The organism is Lentilactobacillus senioris DSM 24302 = JCM 17472 (assembly GCF_001436555.1).
In the GTDB taxonomy this organism is placed as follows: Bacteria; Bacillota; Bacilli; order Lactobacillales; family Lactobacillaceae; genus Lentilactobacillus; species Lentilactobacillus senioris.
The window spans coordinates 1-18,899 of record NZ_AYZR01000008.1; the positions used below are offsets into that span (position 1 = coordinate 1).

Sequence of the window (18,899 nt, forward strand, 5' to 3'; positions counted from 1 at the left end):
TAGAGCACCTGACTGTTAATCAGGTTGTCGACGGTTCGAGCCCGCCTGCCGGAGTTGATTTACCTTTGTTCCCATGCCGGCTTAGCTCAGTTGGTAGAGCATCGGTATCGTAAACCGAGGGTCACAGGTTCAAGTCCTGCAGCCGGCATATGAATAAGAACGTAAAGAGTAGACGTAAATGTCTACTCTTTTTTTGTCCATAAATATTAAATTCAATTCATTTTTATCTGAAACTAGTAGTATTAAGCGCCATTATCTATACCAATTTCGGTAATCACTGTAAATTTTTAAATTGGTATAGATATAAATGGATCTAAAAAACTTTATGTAAAGGCGAAAAAATGAATGTTATCACTTGTGGTATACGCTTTGATTTGTTACTATACAAATATAGATAACTAAATCAGTAAATGTAGTGGAGGAAATAACAATGAAAACAGTTCTTTTAGTATGTGAAGCAGGTATTTCAAGTGATTTTTTAGCCAAATCAGCAAAAATCTTTGTGGAGGGCTATCAAGCTCCCATTAACTATATAACGACGGATTTTGCAGAAGCTAATACATATTTAGATAACGGTATTGATTTGATATTGGTGGCTCCACAAGCACAATATCATGATGAAGTAGAAGAATTGTCCAAGAGTGGTATTCCGGTTAGTCAAATTCCCGATGTGGTTTATGGCTGGGCAAATGGGGAAAAATTGGTTAAGTTCACATTAAATGAACTTATGTTACCAGACGCAAAAGCAATGTAATTATGAAAGATGCAGAACTAAACCAAATTTCCATGACTATGTTATCTCAAGCGGGGAAAGCTAAAAAGAATATTCAAGAAGCTCTGGTCGTTATGGAACAATCTGAAGCAGATGCTGATAGAGTTGCTGAATACCTTGGAAATGCTCATGAGGCGCTGGTAGAAGCCCATAAAGCTCAAAATAGGGCAATCAAGCATAGTGATACGTTAACATACTCATTATTGTTCACTCACGCTCAGGATACCTTAATGAACACAGAGGAGGGTTTATTTTTAGTTCAACACTTCATTAAAATTATAAATAACAAACTAAAATGAGAAAAAATCAGCCAAAATTAGAAAATGGTGACGTTTTCAGTGAGAAAATTTGATTTTTTCTCATTTTTCTATTGTTTTCAGTTTTATTCAAGGCTATAATACTGTCTATGGTTTATTTGATAAATGAGAATTAAAATATAATATTCGAAGCAATTATTATTCGGATTGACCCTGGAGGTATTATATATGCAAGATAAAACGCAAGAACGTTTAGACATGGAAAAAAAATCTGACGCTTCCTTCTTCGGCCAACCCCGTGGATTATCTACTTTGTTCTTTACTGAAATGTGGGAACGGTTTAGTTACTACGGGATGAGAGCCATCCTGTTGTACTACATGTACTTCAGTGTTTCTAAAGGTGGATTAGGTTTCTCAGAAACTACTGCCGCTTCTATCATGGCAATTTATGGGTCATTGGTTTACTTATCATCAGTTGTTGGTGGTTATGTAAGTGACCGTTTGTGGGGCAGCCGTAGAACTGTCTTTTACGGTGGTGTGCTTATCATGGCTGGTCATATCATTTTGGCTTTACCAATGGGGGCAGCCGCATTATTTGGTTCTATCGCCTTAATTATCTTAGGGACTGGGTTGTTGAAACCAAACGTTTCCGAAATGGTTGGGGGACTATATACAGAAGAAGATACTCGTCGTGATTCTGGGTTTACCATCTTCGTATTCGGGATTAACTTAGGTTCCTTCGTTGCCCCATTATTGGTAGGTTACCTAGGAATGAACGTTAACTTCCATCTTGGTTTCTCATTAGCAGCCATTGGGATGGCCTTTGGTCTTCTTCAATACTACTTGGGTGGTAAGAAACACTTACCTAGTGGAAGTCTTTATCCTTCTGATCCATTGGAACCAGAAGACGCTAAAAAGCTTTCTATCCGTATTGTAATTGGAATTATCGTTTTCGGCTTAATCATCTTAGTTCTTCAAATGATGGGTTCATTAAACATTAACAGCTTCATCACTCTCTTGAGTATCTTGGGTGTGCTTACTCCGATCGTTTACTTCATTATCATCTTGTCTAGCAAGAAGATTACCAAGACTGAACGGTCACGAGTGGTAGCTTACATTCCATTATTCATTGCCGCAGCTGTTTTCTGGGCTATTGCAGAACAAGGTTCAGTGGTATTAGCATTGTTTGCTGAAAACCAAACTAACAACCACTTCTTAGGCCTTAACATTCCTGCCGCTTGGTACCAATCATTAAACCCATTGTTCATCATGTTATACACTCCGATCTTTACCATTCTCTGGGTTAAATTGGGCAAGCGCCAACCAAGTTCACCAACTAAGTTCTCTACTGGGATGTTCTTTGCCGGTGCTTCATACCTCTTGATGGTATTACCAGTGATGATGTTTGGGGCTCATTCTAAAGTTAGTCCATTGTGGTTAGTCGGCAGCTGGGCAATTATTGAAATTGCTGAAATGTTGATTTCACCAGTTGGGTTATCTGTAACCACCAAGTTGGCTCCTAAGGCCTTCGAATCTCAAATGATGAGTATGTGGTTCCTAGCTAACGCAGCCGGCCAAGCCGTCAACTCTCAAATTGTTCGCTTCTTTACACCTGAAAACGAAATTGCTTACTTCACCATTATTGGTTTGGTAGCTATCGCGGCAGGAATTGTTTTAGCCTTAATGGTTAAACCAGTTAAGCGCCTTATGGAAGGTGTCAACTAAATAAAGTTTTAAAAAAGTGTTATCCTATGGGTAACACTTTTTTTGTGGGAGAAAAACATTGAAAATTGCCGTTTCTAGCGATATGCATTTAGATATTAATCATTTAGCAGTCAATGACGTTATCGACGCTCAGGCGGCTTATTTGCGTGCTCAGAGCGCCCGGTATTTTTTTATTGCTGGAGATACGTTTAATGACTTTACCTTAACTGAGGATTACGTAAAACGTCTGCAAGCAAAATTACCTACTACTACCGTGAAGTTTTTAGCGGGAAATCACGATATGCTGAAGGGGATAACGTATGATCAGCTAATGGCACAACCGGTACCGGAGTATTTTAACAATCAATTTGTTGATTTACCGGGAACTAATTGGCGAATTATTGGTAACAACGGGTGGTATGATTATTCTTTTGCTGATCAACTACAGCGTAGTCCAGAGCAATTCTGGCATTGGAAGAAGGCGTATTGGACTGATGGTCAAATTGATCAACCAATAACGGATCCTCAAAGAGAAACTTTAGTATTACAGCAAATTAAGTCTCAATTATCAGCAGCACGAAAAGCCGGTAAACGAGTCGGATTAATCACCCATTTTGTGCCGCACCATCACTTTATTCGTTACACTAATGATGATCGCTTTTTTAACGTGGCTAATGGCATGTTAGGTAGTCGAAGATTAGAACAAACTATTGATCAGTATCACGTTCCGCTAGTGGTCTTTGGCCACCTACATAGACACTTTCAACCAATTACCATCAAGGATACTCGTTACTATAACCCGGCAATTGGGTATCGCGCGCATCGCCATGACGAGTGGCTAAAACGTGATTTTATCAGTGAGTGGAAGGCCCAAACAAATTTTTTTGAATTTTTTTGAGAAAAGTGGTTGACGAATCCTGGTTTATTTTGTATTATTATATTCGTTGGTTCGGTACGAAAGAACGAACGCAAGACATGGAGGGGTAGCGAAGTCTGGCTAAACGCGACGGACTGTAAATCCGTTCCTTCGGGTTCAGTGGTTCGAATCCACTCCTCTCCATTTTTAATATTGGGCTATAGCCAAGTGGTAAGGCAACGGGTTTTGATCCCGTGATGCGCTGGTTCGAACCCAGCTAGCCCAACTAAGTGATCACCAATGCGGAAGCGTTGGTGATTTTTTTATACCAAAAATTTAAGTTAGTGAGGTAAGATTATGAAAATTGGCTTTATCGGTGTCGGTGCTATGGCACAAGCAATTATTCAGGGGATTTTGCGAGCTGAATTCGTGCCAGCTTCAAATATTTTGGTTCATAGCGCTCGAAAGAATCATTACACGACCTATGCTGATCAAAACGGATTAACAGCAGTGGCTTCAAATACTGAATTGGTAAAACAAAGTGATATCGTAGTTTTAGCGGTAGTTCCTAAAGTGGTTACTTCAGTATTAACTGAAATTAAATCAGCTTTAACGCCCCAAAAAACGTTGGTTTCTATCGTTTCTGGTATCTCATTAGATCAATTAGCTCAAATGACTACTAATGACCAACCGATTTTACGAACCTTACCTAATATTAACTCTGAATTTGGAGCTGGCATGACGGCTGTAGCTGCTAACAATAATTTAACCGGGACTGCATTCCAACAAGCTACAGATATGTTTGCTGCTACTGGAGAGGTTTTAGAATTAGCCGAGGATCAATTTGCAGTCTTTTCAGCTATCTCCGGTAGTGCGGTTGCCTATGTTGATTTCTTCATTGATGCTTTAAGCCGGGCAGGAGTAAAGTATGGGCTTAATAAACAGGTAGCGACAAAAATTGCTGCTCAAACTACTTTAGGATCTGCTAAATCACTGTTGGATGCTGATGTTAGTCCAGCAGAAATGATTGACCAGGTTTGTTCTCCAGGTGGCGACACCATTGCCGGGATCTTGGCAATGGAAAAAGCGGGCTTCTTAAGTTCTGTAGTTAGTGGAATTGATGCCACAATTGCCAAATCGACTAGAAAAACTGAAAGAGATTGAAATTTTGGTATAGACCATCTATAATTAATGGTAGATTCCCACTGGGAAAAAATCAGGAGGTCTTACCATGAGTACTGTTTTGAAACATGCCCAAATTTATACTGGAGATCGGGTAATCGCAGACGGATTCATTCGCTTTGGAGCAAAAGTTGAAGCTGTAGGTCCAATGGATGAATACGTAGCACTACCAGATGACGAAATTCATTATCTAAGAGATCGGGTGATTACTCCCGGTTTTATTGACGTGCACACGCATGGTGGCTACAGTTTTGATTCAATGGATGGTAATGCTGAAGAACTAGAACAAATGGTTAATTTGATGGCAAAAGAAGGGGTTACCAGTATCTTTCCTACCACAATGACCCAATCTACTGAAAACATTAATAATGCTATGAAAGCCATTAATGAAGTGGCCCAACACAATAAATTAATTCAAGGGGTTCACTTAGAGGGGCCATTTATTGCAGCGATCTTTAAAGGAGCTCAACCTGAAAAGTATATTCAAGATCCTAATCCAGAACTCTTAGGTCAATGGAACGAACTTTCTGGTAACCGGGTTCGATTAATTACTTACGCTCCAGAAGATAAAGGCGCTAAAGAATTTGAAGCCTATTGTTTGGAACATAACATTGTGCCTTCAGTTGGTCATAGTAACGCTACTAGAGAGCAACTTTTAAATAGTAAAGCAAGCCACGTAACCCATTTATACAATGCTCAGCGCGAATTTAAGCACCGAGAACCAGGAGTTACTGGTCACGCTATGCTAGAAGATAATATCTATACGGAATTAATTTGCGATGGCTTCCACATCGTTCCTGATATGATCAAATTAGCTTATGAACAAAAGGGTCCTCATAGAATTGAATTGGTAACCGATTCAATGCGGGCTAAAGGGATGCCAGAAGGGGTCAGTGAACTAGGCGGCCAAAAGGTTATTGTAAAGGATAAGCAAGCACGCCTAGAATCAGGTAATTTAGCTGGTTCAGTACTTCGATTTGTTGATGCTTTCAGAAATATTATTGCATTTACTGGTTGTTCAATTGAAGAAGCTGTATGGATGAGTTCCACTAACCAGGCTACTGAATTTAACTTACCTGAGAAGGGCCATTTGGAAGTTGGTTACGATGCTGACTTAAATGTATTTGACAAACAGCTACAAATTGAGCAAACTTATAGTTATGGAACAGCTGTAAGCGAAAAATAAAGGAGTGAGACGCTTTGGGGTTGCCAATTTATATTCAAATTCATAATGAAATCAAGCGCGATATTGAGAATGGGAAATGGCAAGTTGGTGACCGCATTCCGTCCGAGCGCGAACTGTCACTTAACTTTGGGGTTAGTCGGATGACATTACGTCAAGCCATTCAAACGTTGGTTGACGAGGGAATTTTAGAACGCCGAGTCGGATCTGGGACATACGTTGCTAACCAAAAGGTTCAAGAAAAAATGTCTGGGGTAACCAGTTTTACTGAATTAATGTTGGCTTCTGGAAAGGAGCCATCTAGTAAAACCATTTCTTACCACACTATGGAACCATCGTTAAGTGAAATGGAAAAACTAAAGATTGATCAAGATGAACCTGTTCTTCGAATGGAACGGATTAGATATGGGGACGGAATTCCAATTTGTTTTGAAGTCGCCACCGTTCCTGAAAAAATTGTAGCTGGACTAGAAAAAAACGAAGTCACCAGTTCGCTGTATCGGGCCCTAGAACAGAAAAAAGATCTGCGACTAGGTAAAGCTGAACAAACTGTCTCAGCGATGTTAGCTTCAGAACGAATTGCTGAGTTTTTGGACATTAAGCGAGGAGACGCCATTTTACGATTGCGACAAATCTCTTATTTGCAAGATAATACGCCGTTTGAGTATGTACGGACTCAATACGTTGGCGATCGCTTTGAATTTTACCTGGAAAAGGGTTAATAAAAAGGAACCGAATTTATTTTCGGTTCCTTTTTATTTTGATCTGGGTCACTTTAACTAGATACTTGGGTAAAACCATTAGCCGTCCAATCCGTTTAGGATCGGATAAACCACGATAAAGCCATTCTAAATGTAAATTTTGCCAAATTTTAGGCGCACGTTTGACGGTACCGGTAAGAACATCAAAGGAACCTCCAAGTCCAATCCAAACGGCGTTGGCAGCGTGACGGTGCTTTTGGATGAAAGTTTCCTGTTTGGGAAAACCAGTTGCAACAAAGACCATGTCCGGTTGGGTAGCTGTAATTTCATCAACCAGTGGTTGTTCATCGGTAAAGTAACCGTCGTGAATTCCGGCTACTGCTAAATCAGGATAGTTAGTTTTCAAAGTAGTTTTTAATTTTTGACTAACTTCGGGTTTAGCACCAATAAAGAAGGCGGACTTATGATTAGCGTTTCCCCATGCTAATAGTTCAGTAAAAATATCGTATCCGGTTACTCGTTCGGGTAACGGTGTGTTTAACATTTTGGAGCCGATAATAATTCCGATACCGTCAGCTACGATGTTATCTGCACTTAGAATGGTTCGGCGGTACTCTGGATGCTGGTTAGCGTACATTACAATTTCTGGATTGGCGGTAACAACGAAGGTATTTTGATGACTATCAATTTTAGTATGTAATTCTGAAGTGAATTCTGAGAGCGTGGTGTCGTTAAAGGGGATATCTAGAATTGAAACGGTTCGTTTATTCATTAATTTTCCTTTCGCAAGTCATGTGAATTATTTCGTTTTAGGTTTTTTTCTGGCAAAATAATGATAGAATTAACTTATTGTACCTACTACTTACTTTAGATCTTCAAGGAGGATTTACTGGATCATGCCAGAAATTGACAATTTAACCCTTCATACGGATGCGTATGAAATTAATATGATGGATACTTATTTTGAACAGGGGATTGAAAATCGGCATGCTGTGTTTGAAGCCTATTTCCGCAAATTACCATTTGGTAACGGCTACGCGGTATTTGCTGGCTTGGAACACGTAATTGATTATATCCAAAATATTCACTTTACTGAAGATGATATCAGTTATTTGAAGTCAGTTGGCGACTATTCGCCAGCCTTTTTGGAATATTTAAGAAACTTTGAGTTTAAAGGGACTATCCGCTCAGCCTTAGAAGGGGACTTAGTCTTTAACAACGAACCGATTGTGCAGGTAGAAGGCACTATTGCTGAATGCCAGTTAGTGGAAACAGCGATTTTAAATATCGTAAACTACCAAACTTTAATTGCCACTAAAGCTGCTAGAATCCGAACTGTAGCTGGAGATGATCCGTTGTTAGAATTTGGAAGTCGCCGAGCACAAGAAGTTTCTGCAGCTATTTGGGGGACTCGAGCTGCTATTATCGGTGGTTTTGATGCCACTTCTAACGTTTTAGCCGGCAAAAAATTTGGAATTCCAATTAGTGGTACCCATGCTCATTCTATGGTTGAGGCTTACGGTAGCGATTATGCTGCTTTTAAAGCATACGCTCAAACGCACCATGATTGTGTTTTCTTAGTAGACACTTATGATACTTTGCGCAGTGGGGTTCCTAGTGCTATTCGAGTTGCCAAAGAATTTGGAGATCAAATTGATTTTCAAGGAGTTCGGATTGATTCTGGCGATATGGCCTACATTTCCAAACGAGTTCGCCAAATGTTAGATGATGCCGGTTATCCCGATGCTAAAATTTATGCTTCTAATGATTTAGATGAACAAACCATTACTAGCCTTAAGATGCAAGGAGCCCGAATTGATATTTGGGGCGTGGGAACCAAAGTGATTACCGCATTTGACCAACCGGCTTTAGGTGCCGTTTACAAGATGGTTTCTGTAGAAGACGAAAATGGTGAAATGATCGACACCATTAAAATTTCTAGTAACGCTGAAAAAATTTCTACCCCTGGTAAAAAACAAGTTTGGCGATTAACCGACAAGGCCGATGGTAAATCAGAAGGTGATTATGTAGCGTTAGCTGATGAAGATCCACGAGAAGAAGATACCTTGTATCTATTCCACCCTCAATACACTTACATTAATCGAACCTTAGAAAACTTCACGGCAAGACCGGTGCTTCAACCGATTTTTGAAGCCGGTAAGTTAGTGTATGAATTGCCTACCTTACAAGAAATTACGGAATACGCTAAGGCTAACCGGCGGTCGTTATGGCCAGAGTATAAACGAGAATTAAATCCACAATTTTATCCGGTGGACTTGTCTAAAGAATGTTGGGACAATAAGAACCGGATTATTAAAAAAGTGCGTACTTACGTTGATTCCATCAATCCTAACGAATAGGAGGCTAACTAATGAGAACTAAACAAGCTGAAATTATTGCAGCCCTACACGTTGCTTCTCAAATCGATCCGCAAACAGAAATTAGAAGAACAATTGATTTCTTAAAAGAATACTTACAAGTTACCGGATTAAAAACGTATGTCTTAGGAATTTCTGGTGGACAAGATTCCACGTTGGCTGGTAAATTAGCGCAACTAGCAATTAATGAATTACGTCAAGCAGATCCTGAAGCGGGCTATCAATTTATCGCGGTTCGATTACCATACGGAGTACAGGCAGATGAGTCTGATGCGCTAGCCGCTATTGACTTTATCGAAGCTGATCAAACCATGCGAGTAGATATTAAGGCGGCCACGGATGCTGCCGTCCAATCTTTACAGACCAACAATTTGATGATTAGTGATTTTAATAAGGGAAACATCAAGGCTCGGCAGCGAATGATTGCCCAGTATGGGATTGCTGGAGAAACTAGTGGAGTGGTAATCGGAACTGATCATGCTGCGGAATCGGTTACCGGCTTTTACACTAAGTTTGGAGATGGAGCCGCTGATATTACTCCGCTATGGCGGTTAGATAAGCGCCAAGGACGCCAAATGTTAGCAGAATTGGGAGCACCAGAACATTTATATGCTAAAGTACCAACTGCTGACTTAGAAGAAGAACGACCAGCCTTACCAGACGAAGTAGCGTTGGGAGTTAGTTACGATGAAATTGACGATTACCTCGAGGGGTGCCCAGTTTCTGATCAAGCTGCTAAGACGATTGAGGGTTGGTACGACCGCACTGAACACAAGCGTCATTTACCCGTTACCATCTTTGATAATTTTTGGCGGTAGTTTTAAGTGACAAACTAAAAATTAACAGCTATAATAACTATAATCAAAAGGGAGTAACCGGCGGCCGATGGCTGCGATTATCTCGTCAGCGTGAAACTTTACGGTTTCCGGGATGTCTTAAACGGTGAGACTTATGAATCCATATTTATGTGGGCTTATAAGTCTCTTTTTCTTTATAAGGAGGAAGCAGATGGCAAGTCAAACTGAACAATTTTACCAGCAAGATAGCTCCACCGTTTTAAAAGCAATGCAAAGTACTGAAACGGGTTTGACGGCTCAACAGGTCTCAGAACGCCTTAATCAGTATGGACCCAATAAGTTAGTGGCTAAACGGCGGACGACTTTAATCGAAAAGTTTTTAGCGCAGTTTAAAGATCTAATGATTATTATTTTGTTAATTGCTGCGGTCATTGCCGGAATCGCCGGTGAACGTGCAGATGCCATCATTATTTTAACGGTGGTAATTTTAAATGCTATTTTTGGAGTTTTCCAAGAAGCCAAAGCTGAAAATGCGATTGATTCTCTAAAGCAAATGGCGGCTCCCATGGCTACGGTGATAAGAGATGGTCATGAAACACGGGTTAATAGTGCTGAAATTGTCCCCGGGGACATTGTATTACTAGAAGCCGGTGATATTATTCCGGCCGACATTCGGTTTCTAAGTGCGAACGCGTTAAAGGTAGAAGAAGCGGCATTAACTGGTGAGTCGGTTCCGGTTAATAAACAAGTAGCTCCAATCGAAACCGCCGATTTACCGTTAGGGGATCGCAAAGATTTGGGCTTTATGAACAGTAACGTAACTGCTGGCCGGGGATCCGGGGTGGTAATTGGTACTGGAATGCAGACGGAAGTAGGGAAAATTGCTACGATGTTAGATGCTGCTAGTGAAACCACTACCCCACTTCAAGAAAACCTGAAGCAGTTAGGAAAAGTGCTGACCGTTTTAATTTTAATTATTGCCGTAGTGGTTTTCGGAATTGGAATGTTACGTGGTCAAGAATCAGTCTTAGATATGTTGTTAACTTCAATTTCATTAGCGGTAGCTGCTATTCCAGAAGGGTTGCCAGCGATTGTTACCGTTACTCTAGCGATTGGGACGCAACAAATGGCGCGCCATAAAGCATTGATCCGGAAATTACCAGCAGTGGAAACTCTGGGAAGTACTGACATTATTGCTTCTGATAAGACGGGAACGCTGACTCAAAATAAAATGACGGTCGAAGCGGTATTTGTGAACCAAGAATTCCATGGCGATGTGACTAAAGATTATGAAACTACTAAGCCATTAACGGCCGTGATGTTGTTAAATAACGATACTAAATTTGATAATGGTCAACTCCTGGGGGATCCCACTGAAACGGCATTAGTCCAGTACTATTTAGATCAAAATTTAGAAGTGGAACAGTACCTAAAAGACCGACCTCGATTAGCGGAAATTCCGTTTGATTCTGAACGTAAGCTCATGACGACGTTTAATCAGTTACCAGACCACCGAATTTTGGTGACTTTTAAAGGGGCACCCGATCAATTACTCAAACGAGTAACCCAAATTGATGTCGATGGCCAGGTCCGTCCCATTACAGATGCAGATCGTGAATTGATTTTAGCAACTAATCATGATTTAGCGTCTGAAGCATTGCGGGTATTAGCCATGGCGTATAAAATTACTGACCAAGTGCCTGAAGAAGCTGATTTGACTTCAGAAAAACAAGAGCGCGATATGATATTTGTGGGGTTAATTGGGATGATTGACCCAGAACGGCCAGAAGTTTATCAAGCTGTCAAGGAAGCTAAATCGGCTGGAATTGCTCCTATTATGATTACTGGTGATCATAGCGATACTGCCGGAGCAATTGCTGCTCGTTTAGGAATTCTAGATACCCAGCGCGGTAATGAACAAATTTTAACCGGGGCTGAATTAGATGAACAAAGTGATGCTCAATTTGAGCAAAACGTGGCTAAATACACGGTTTATGCACGAGTAGCCCCAGAACACAAGGTGCGAATCGTGAATGCTTGGCAGAAAAAAGGTAAGGTAGTTGCGATGACTGGTGACGGGGTTAACGATGCCCCAGCACTAAAGGCAGCTGATATTGGAATTGGGATGGGAATTACCGGAACCGAAGTATCTAAAGAAGCTAGTGATATGGTGCTGGCAGACGATAACTTTGCAACTATTGTTACTGCTGTTAAAGCTGGGCGAAAGGTGTTTGCCAATATCCAAAAGGCGTTGCAATATCTGTTATCAGCTAACTTGGGTGAGGTTTTAACCTTGTTTGTGATGACTTTAATGGGTTGGCAAATTTTAGCACCGGTTCAAATCCTGTGGATTAATTTAGTGACCGATACTTTTCCAGCCATTGCCTTGGGAGTTGAGCCGGCGGAACCAGGAATCATGGATCGAAAGCCGCGAGGTAGAAAATCTAATTTCTTATCAGGTGGGGTAATGAGTAATATCTTGTACCAAGGATTGTTGGAAGGCGCGATTACTTTAGGAGTATACGCCTTTGCAATTAGTTTTCCGGTGCACCACAGTCCGGAATTAGCCCATGCCGATGCATTAACTATGGCTTACGCAACTTTAGGACTGTTGCAGTTATTCCATGCCTTTAACTCTAAGACGATTCACCAATCGATCTTCAAGGTCGGCTTGTTTAAAAATAAATTCTTCAACTGGGCTTTACTTAGTTCAGCGATTTTATTGGTATTGACGATTGCAGTGCCAGGGTTTAACCAACTATTTCATGTGACCGAATTAACTGCTTTCCAATGGTTAATTGTTGTATTCGGTGGTATCCTTATGGTATTAGTTGTAGAAATAGTGAAATTAGTTCAACGAAAAGTATTTCACTTAGAATAGGAGAAAGATAATGAAACAAGCTAATGTTCAAGTTTATGCGGGGGTTTTATCACAAGTAATTGATTCTACTACTCAAAATGGTTCTGATCTAAATGACGACTTTGAATTACTTCGTAAGGCTATTGACGATGATAAGGTAGCAGATATTGATTCTGATAAATTAACTAAGATTCAAAAGCATTTCCAAGAGGGAACTGATATTTACAAAGAAAACCTCTTAAAATTAGAAAAAGTGGCGGTACCCGTTAAAATTTTGGGGCGTCACAAACAATTAATTAAGCATTACGAAGACTACACTAATGCTTGCCAAGCAATGACTGACAGTATTAATCCGGAAGCTAACAGCGTGGTAGTTGAGATGTTTAACCAATCAGAAAAGGACCAAGAAGCTGCTATTGCGGCCATTTCAAATACTACTAGTCGTATTATGAGCGCAATGTAATTACTACATTAACGATTACCGAACGGTAGTCGTTTTTGTTTCGCAAAAAAAGGAAGGTACTATGGCTGATCAAGAACTAACGCAACAAATTTTAAAGCAACTGCCAGAATTAAAAGCAGCTCAAATTAATGCTACCCTCGAAATGTTGGGAGAAGGCGATACCGTTCCGTTTATTGCTAGATACCGAAAAGAACGGACTCAGAATTTAGATGAAGTTCAGATTCGGTCAATTATGGATACAGCCAATCAAATTCAAGCACTAAATAAACGTCGCTCAGATATTTTAAAGCGAATTGAAGAGCAAGGTGCTCTTACCCCTAAATTGCAGCAGGCGATTAACGCTGCTGATAAAATGCAACAATTAGAGAATCTGTATTTACCGTATAAACAAAAACGGCGAACAAAGGCCACTATTGCTAAAGAATTAGGATTGGCCCCAATTGCAGAAGCCGTTTTTAAATTTGCTCCGCAATTAGATTCTCAAATTAATCAAATGATCAATCACAGTCCCGAATTACCGGATCGCGAAGCTGTTTTGGCTGGTGTCCACGAAATTTTGGCGGAAACAATTAGTGAACACGCTCAATTTCGTGATTGGATTTTAACTGCTACTCAAAAAAACGGTAATTTGGTAGTTAAAGTCAAAAAAGGTGGGAAAGAAAAAGATGAAGAGGGCAAGTACGAGCAGTATTATGACTTTAATCAACGACTCAAAGCCATTCCGGGATTTAGAACTTTAGCCATTAATCGGGGCGAAAAAGAAGGAATTTTAACCGTTAAGGTTGAAGCTAATACTGATGAAATTATTAATTATTTACAATTTAAGTTAATTCAAAAACGCTCTGGCTTGGCAGCGGAACTACTTAATGATGCCATCGATGCCGCCTACAAACGGTTTATTGGTCCAGCAATCGAACGAGAAATTCGCAATGAATTGACGGAAGCGGCAGAAACTCACGCGATTACCGTTTTTGGAGAGAATTTATATCATTTATTAATGCAAGCCCCTTTAAAGGGAAAGATTGTTATGGGCTTCGATCCTGCTTACCGGACTGGTTGTAAGCTGGCAATTATGGATGCTAATGGTAAATTTTTAGCCAAACAAGTTATTTATCCTCACAAACCAGCTGCCACTAGTAAGCGAGAAGCTGCGATGCCAACTTTTATTGACCTACTGGAAAAATACCAAGTAGAAATGATTGCGATTGGCAACGGAACCGCTAGTCGAGAATCAGAACAGTTTGTGGCGGAAGCCTTGAAAAAAATTAAGCGGCCAATTTATTACGTAATTACTAATGAAGCCGGTGCTTCCGTGTACTCAGCCAGTCAAGTTGCGCGGGATGAATTCCCGGATTTCAACGTGGAAGAACGGTCTGCCGTTAGTATTGGCCGAAGAATTCAAGACCCGTTGGCAGAATTAGTTAAAATTGATCCGCAAGCTATTGGGGTGGGCCAGTATCAACATGATGTGGCTCAAAAGCAGTTAACGGCTCAATTAGACCAAGTGGTGGAAACAGCGGTTAACCAGGTAGGGGTAAACGTCAACACGGCTAGTCCGGAATTACTAATTCATATTTCGGGATTAACCAAGACCACGGCCCAAAATATCGTTAAATTTAGAAACGAAAATGGCCCGTTTGCTTCCCGCAAAAATTTAGCTAAAGTTCCCCGGCTAGGACCTAAGGCATATGAACAATCGGTCGGCTTCTTAAGAATTATTGGAGGAAAATCACCGTTAGACAATACTGATATCCATCCAGAAAGTTATCCCCAAACTATGGCCCTACTACAAGAATTAGGATTCACTGAAGCTGATTTGGGTACTGAAGAATTAAAAGCCAAATTGAGCCAAATTGAGATTGCTACAGTTAGCCAAAAACTAGCGATTGGAGAACAAACGTTAACCGATATTATTGCTAGTTTGCAACACCCGGGACGCGATTTACGTGATGAGATGCCAGCCCCATTATTGCGACAGGATGTTTTAACGATGGCTGATTTAAAACCAGGGATGCAACTGCAAGGAACGGTAAGAAACGTAGTTGATTTCGGAGTATTTGTTGACATTGGAGTGAAGCATGATGGTTTGGTACACATTTCCAAAATGAGTAATCACTATGTTAGCTCTCCGGCTAAGTTAGCTTCCGTGGGCGACATTGTAACGGTCTGGATAGATTCGGTAGACGAAAAACGCAATAGAATTCAGCTAACGATGGTGGCTCCTGAATAGGAGGGTAGATGACAGATAAACAATTACAACAACTAGTAGAGCAAATTTCCTTAGAGTTTTTCGCTAAACCCTTTAAACATCAAGCAACTTTTAACTCTCGTCTGAAAACGACTGGTGGACGTTACCATTTGGCTAGTCATAATATAGACATTAATCCGTTAATGCTAACTGAATTTTCACGGGAGAACTTAATCGGGGTTATTAAGCATGAACTATGTCATTATCATTTACACTTGGCGGGTGCTCCTAGTAATCACCGAAGTAAAGAATTTAAGTCATTATTATTAGCAGTAGGAGGTAGTCGTTATGCTCCTAAAACTTCGAAAGCCAAGCCTTCAGCAAAGTTACATCACTATCGATGTCTTGATTGTGGCCAACGGTATGACCGACAAAGATTAGTGAACACTACCAAATATCGTTGTGGCAAGTGTCATGGAAAATTACAGTTGATTTCGGCATAGTTTGCCGTAATAGATTATAATTAAAGAAAACAGTGTTGGAGGTTAGAATATGTCAAAGACAATTGTACGAGTTCCAGCTTCTTCAGCAAATGTGGGATCCGGGATGGATTCTATTGGGGTAGCATTTCATTTGTACTACACGGTAATTGTGGAAGAAGAAACCGATCATTGGCAAATTAACCATGCCTTGGGAAGTAATATTCCTACGGATGAAAAAAACTTGATGGTGCAGACCATCTTACAAATTGATCCTAAAATTCATCCACACCAATTAACAGTCATTTCCGATATTCCGATCGCTCATGGATTGGGTTCAAGTACTACTGCGGTAGTAGCCGGAATTAAAATTGCTAACGTGTTAGGTGAATTAAATCTGTCCTTAGAAGAACAGATTGATTTAGGCGCAAAATTTGAAGGTCATGCTGAAAATATTGCGGCTGCAATGATGGGAAATATGGCTATTACTAGCTTTGATGGGAAGCATGCTCAGGTAGTTAACGCCGAGTTACCAGATGCTTCTGCGTTGTTTTATATTCGTCCAGATGGGATTAGTGAAGCAGCAAGCCGAGCCAAGTTACCGCAAGAAATTGACTATACGACGGCAATTCATTCTAGTAGCGTTACTAATGTGTTTGTCGGTTTAGTTTGTCAGGGAAAATGGGAAGAAGCCGTTCCTATGGTAGAAAACGATCAATTTCACGAGCCATATCGACTAGACTTGGTCCCAGAATTAAAAACCATTCGAGATAAAGCTCATGAACTGGGAATTTACGGCACTTATCTTAGTGGCGCAGGTCCTACTATTGCTACTTTTGGTGATTACACCAAATTAACCGAATTGCGAATGGAATTACAAAAGTTGAACTTAAAAGGCAGTCTACGGATTATGAATGTTGATCATAATGGTACTGATGTCCGAGGAGAATAAAAAAAGGCTTGCAGACAAGATAATTATTTGCTATAATTTTTCTTGTTGATGCGGCCATGGCGGAATTGGCAGACGCGCAAGATTAAGGATCTTGTCCGGATTTACCCGGGTGGAGGTTCGAACCCTCTTGGCCGCATAACTAAAGATCGAAGCAGATTACTTCGGTCTTTTTTTTGTGTCCTTAATATAAAACGATTATTGCTAAATTAATTCTGGTGAGTTGCTTAATAACATGCTATTGTAGAGCCAATGAGATGAGGAGGATAACTTGATGCAAAACTTTATTTTTGATATTGATGGAACTTTAATTGACACTGAAAAAATGTATATCAAGCCGCTTTACGATGTTTTAGTTAAACGGGGATATGATATTACCTACGACCAAGCTGCTGCTACGTTTGGAATTACAGCTTTAGATGCTTTAAAACGTCTAAACGTCACCGACCAAGATGCGGTTATGGCCGAATGGAATCAGTTAATTCCAAACTATGCCAAGTACCTTAAAGTATATGCTGGTATTCCTGAATCACTAGCTAAATTAAAACAAACCAAAAAGTTAGCAATTGCAACATCTAAAGTTCGAAGTGAATTTGAACGTGATTTTACTCCAATTGGAATTAACCACTATTTTAATGAAGTAGTAACTTCCGATGAAGTAGCTGCTGGAAAGCCAGCCCCGGATATGATTTTAAAAGGAATGGAAAAATTAAACGGTGTTCCTGAAACTACTGTCTACGTTGGAGACACATTATATGATATGAAAGCTGCCCATAGTGCCAACGTTGCATTTGCGTTGGCTGGCTGGCGGACAGCTGCCGATGAAAACTTTAAGAAAGCTGATTATGTTTTAGAGCAACCTAAAGACTTACTAGGGTTATAAATTTCAAGGAGGGTGAAAATATTTTTCATCCTTTTTTATTTTGATCATTTAGTAAAACGTTATAATAAAAACCCTTGAAACTTTTGGAAAACTAAAATAAATAGTGGTTGGAAGCGCTTTTTTATGCTAGAATAAAAACGTACCCTTTGAACGGCTCAAATGCTGGTAGAATCTGTTTTCACAATTTGAATTTCATTTTCAAAAAGCAATTAGCCAATCACCAATGAGAGAGGAGGTGGATTGAATGTTATCAATTATTATTGCTAGCCACGGAAAGTTTGCAGATGGTATCAAGCAATCTGCTGAAATGATTTTCGGGCAACAAGAAAATGTAAGTAGTGTCACTTTTATGCCTGATGAAGGGCCAGATGATTTGATCAAAAAATACAACGATGCACTTGAAAGCTTCGGCTCAGACGCATCAGTATTATTTTTAGTTGATCTTTGGGGTGGGTCACCATTTAATGCGGCAAGTCGAATTGTTGCAGAACACACCGATCATATGGCATTACTCACTGGGCTTAATTTGCCAATGCTAATTGAAGCCTATGCTTCTCGTTCAATGAGTTTGGATGAAATCGTCCCTCATTTGGAAGAAACGGCAAAAGACGGCGTTAAGCACTTAGAATTAGTTGAAGATCAAGGAGATGATTTACTATGACGATGGATATTCGCCTAGCTAGAATCGATAGCCGCTTGCTTCACGGCCAAGTTGCTACGGTTTGGACTAAATCTGTAACTCCCAATCGTATTTTGGTAGTTTCAGATACAGTTGCTAAAGACAACCTTAGAAAAACATTAATCACCCAAGCAGCTCCTCCCGGAGTAAAAGCTAACGTGATTACTTTAGATAAAATGATTCAAATCAACAAAGATCCGCGCTTTGATGTCTTTAAGGCTATTATCTTAACCGAAACTCCAGCTGACATGCTTAAATTGGCTGAAGGCGGTGTGGATTTCTCACAAGTCGGAATTGACGTTGGAAGTATTGCCTTTTCAGATGGAATGACTATGTTGAATGACTCAATTGCTGTTGATAACGATATGGCAGCTCAATTGCGGAAACTTCATGATGATTTCAATTTGGATGTCTACGCTCAAAAAGTGCCTGCTGATAAGAAGCAAGACATGATGGAATTACTTAGTAAGAAAGGGTTCTAGGACCCGATCATATTTATTGCTTACCGGTAACCACCGGTAAGTTGTGTTTGAAATTATTATAAATTATCCCAGAAAGGGGAAAATTT

General features: G+C 40.1%; 18 protein-coding genes and 4 tRNA genes. 21 read left to right on the plus strand and 1 reads right to left on the minus strand.

Annotation, left to right across the window (positions count from 1 at the left end):
- The first annotated feature begins 75 nt into the window (after positions 1-75).
- From FC56_RS03185 to FC56_RS03230, 10 genes are all read left to right on the plus strand, one after another.
- A tRNA-Thr gene (locus tag FC56_RS03185) sits at positions 76-148 on the plus strand.
- Positions 149-430: 282 nt separating this feature from the next.
- Positions 431-754 (plus strand): PTS sugar transporter subunit IIB, encoded by a 324-nt coding sequence (locus tag FC56_RS03190; RefSeq protein WP_056978029.1) that lies wholly within the window; start codon positions 431-433, stop codon positions 752-754.
- A 2-nt stretch (positions 755-756) separates the two neighbouring features.
- On the plus strand, positions 757-1,071 hold the full coding sequence (locus FC56_RS03195) for a PTS lactose/cellobiose transporter subunit IIA (protein WP_056978030.1): 315 nt from the start codon (positions 757-759) through the stop codon (positions 1,069-1,071).
- A gap of 186 nt (positions 1,072-1,257) precedes the next feature.
- Entirely contained in the window at positions 1,258-2,754 is a 1,497-nt protein-coding gene (locus tag FC56_RS03200) for a peptide MFS transporter (protein WP_056978031.1), read from the plus strand.
- A 58-nt stretch (positions 2,755-2,812) separates the two neighbouring features.
- Entirely contained in the window at positions 2,813-3,631 is an 819-nt protein-coding gene (locus FC56_RS03205; RefSeq protein WP_225425408.1) for a metallophosphoesterase, read from the plus strand.
- A gap of 79 nt (positions 3,632-3,710) precedes the next feature.
- Positions 3,711-3,793 (plus strand) — tRNA-Tyr (locus FC56_RS03210).
- Positions 3,794-3,803: 10 nt separating this feature from the next.
- A tRNA-Gln gene (locus FC56_RS03215) sits at positions 3,804-3,875 on the plus strand.
- 71 nt (positions 3,876-3,946) lie between these two features.
- Positions 3,947-4,753 (plus strand): pyrroline-5-carboxylate reductase, encoded by an 807-nt coding sequence (gene proC / locus FC56_RS03220; RefSeq protein WP_056978032.1) that lies wholly within the window; start codon positions 3,947-3,949, stop codon positions 4,751-4,753.
- A 67-nt stretch (positions 4,754-4,820) separates the two neighbouring features.
- Positions 4,821-5,957 (plus strand): N-acetylglucosamine-6-phosphate deacetylase, encoded by a 1,137-nt coding sequence (gene nagA / locus FC56_RS03225; protein ID WP_056978033.1) that lies wholly within the window; start codon positions 4,821-4,823, stop codon positions 5,955-5,957.
- Between the two features lie 14 nt (positions 5,958-5,971).
- The gene (locus FC56_RS03230; RefSeq protein WP_056978034.1) at positions 5,972-6,676 is read left to right on the plus strand and encodes a GntR family transcriptional regulator; all 705 of its coding nucleotides are present in this window, start codon (positions 5,972-5,974) and stop codon (positions 6,674-6,676) included.
- A 16-nt stretch (positions 6,677-6,692) separates the two neighbouring features.
- Here the strand turns inward: FC56_RS03230 and FC56_RS03235 are convergent, their stop codons facing one another.
- On the minus strand, positions 6,693-7,427 hold the full coding sequence (locus tag FC56_RS03235) for a WecB/TagA/CpsF family glycosyltransferase (protein ID WP_054672044.1): 735 nt from the start codon (positions 7,425-7,427) through the stop codon (positions 6,693-6,695).
- A gap of 124 nt (positions 7,428-7,551) precedes the next feature.
- On the opposite strand from FC56_RS03235, the gene FC56_RS03240 reads away from it, so the two are divergent.
- The 11 genes from FC56_RS03240 to FC56_RS03290 all read left to right on the plus strand — a co-directional run bounded on the left by FC56_RS03240 (position 7,552) and on the right by FC56_RS03290 (position 18,813).
- Positions 7,552-9,015 carry a nicotinate phosphoribosyltransferase gene (locus FC56_RS03240; protein ID WP_056978035.1) on the plus strand — a complete coding sequence of 488 codons (1,464 nt, stop codon included), beginning with the start codon at positions 7,552-7,554 and terminating at the stop codon, positions 9,013-9,015.
- Between the two features lie 11 nt (positions 9,016-9,026).
- On the plus strand, positions 9,027-9,851 hold the full coding sequence (gene nadE, locus FC56_RS03245) for an ammonia-dependent NAD(+) synthetase (RefSeq protein WP_056978036.1): 825 nt from the start codon (positions 9,027-9,029) through the stop codon (positions 9,849-9,851).
- Between the two features lie 190 nt (positions 9,852-10,041).
- Entirely contained in the window at positions 10,042-12,711 is a 2,670-nt protein-coding gene (locus FC56_RS03250; RefSeq protein WP_056978037.1) for a calcium-translocating P-type ATPase, PMCA-type, read from the plus strand.
- A 10-nt stretch (positions 12,712-12,721) separates the two neighbouring features.
- Positions 12,722-13,153 carry a hypothetical protein gene (locus tag FC56_RS03255; protein WP_056978038.1) on the plus strand — a complete coding sequence of 144 codons (432 nt, stop codon included), beginning with the start codon at positions 12,722-12,724 and terminating at the stop codon, positions 13,151-13,153.
- A 61-nt stretch (positions 13,154-13,214) separates the two neighbouring features.
- Positions 13,215-15,383 (plus strand): Tex family protein, encoded by a 2,169-nt coding sequence (locus tag FC56_RS03260; RefSeq protein WP_056978039.1) that lies wholly within the window; start codon positions 13,215-13,217, stop codon positions 15,381-15,383.
- Between the two features lie 8 nt (positions 15,384-15,391).
- Positions 15,392-15,844 carry a SprT family protein gene (locus FC56_RS03265; RefSeq protein ID WP_056978040.1) on the plus strand — a complete coding sequence of 151 codons (453 nt, stop codon included), beginning with the start codon at positions 15,392-15,394 and terminating at the stop codon, positions 15,842-15,844.
- A 49-nt stretch (positions 15,845-15,893) separates the two neighbouring features.
- Positions 15,894-16,772 (plus strand): homoserine kinase, encoded by an 879-nt coding sequence (gene thrB / locus FC56_RS03270; RefSeq protein WP_056978041.1) that lies wholly within the window; start codon positions 15,894-15,896, stop codon positions 16,770-16,772.
- Positions 16,773-16,822: 50 nt separating this feature from the next.
- A tRNA-Leu gene (locus FC56_RS03275) sits at positions 16,823-16,908 on the plus strand.
- A 135-nt stretch (positions 16,909-17,043) separates the two neighbouring features.
- The gene (locus FC56_RS03280) at positions 17,044-17,652 is read left to right on the plus strand and encodes an HAD family hydrolase (RefSeq protein WP_056978042.1); all 609 of its coding nucleotides are present in this window, start codon (positions 17,044-17,046) and stop codon (positions 17,650-17,652) included.
- Between the two features lie 244 nt (positions 17,653-17,896).
- On the plus strand, positions 17,897-18,313 hold the full coding sequence (locus tag FC56_RS03285) for a PTS sugar transporter subunit IIA (RefSeq protein WP_056978043.1): 417 nt from the start codon (positions 17,897-17,899) through the stop codon (positions 18,311-18,313).
- Positions 18,310-18,813: a PTS sugar transporter subunit IIB gene (locus FC56_RS03290; protein WP_054669517.1), complete on the plus strand. Its 504-nt coding sequence runs from the start codon at positions 18,310-18,312 to the stop codon at positions 18,811-18,813. Before FC56_RS03285 ends, FC56_RS03290 begins: the two co-directional genes overlap by 4 nt.
- Positions 18,814-18,899: the final 86 nt, after the last annotated feature.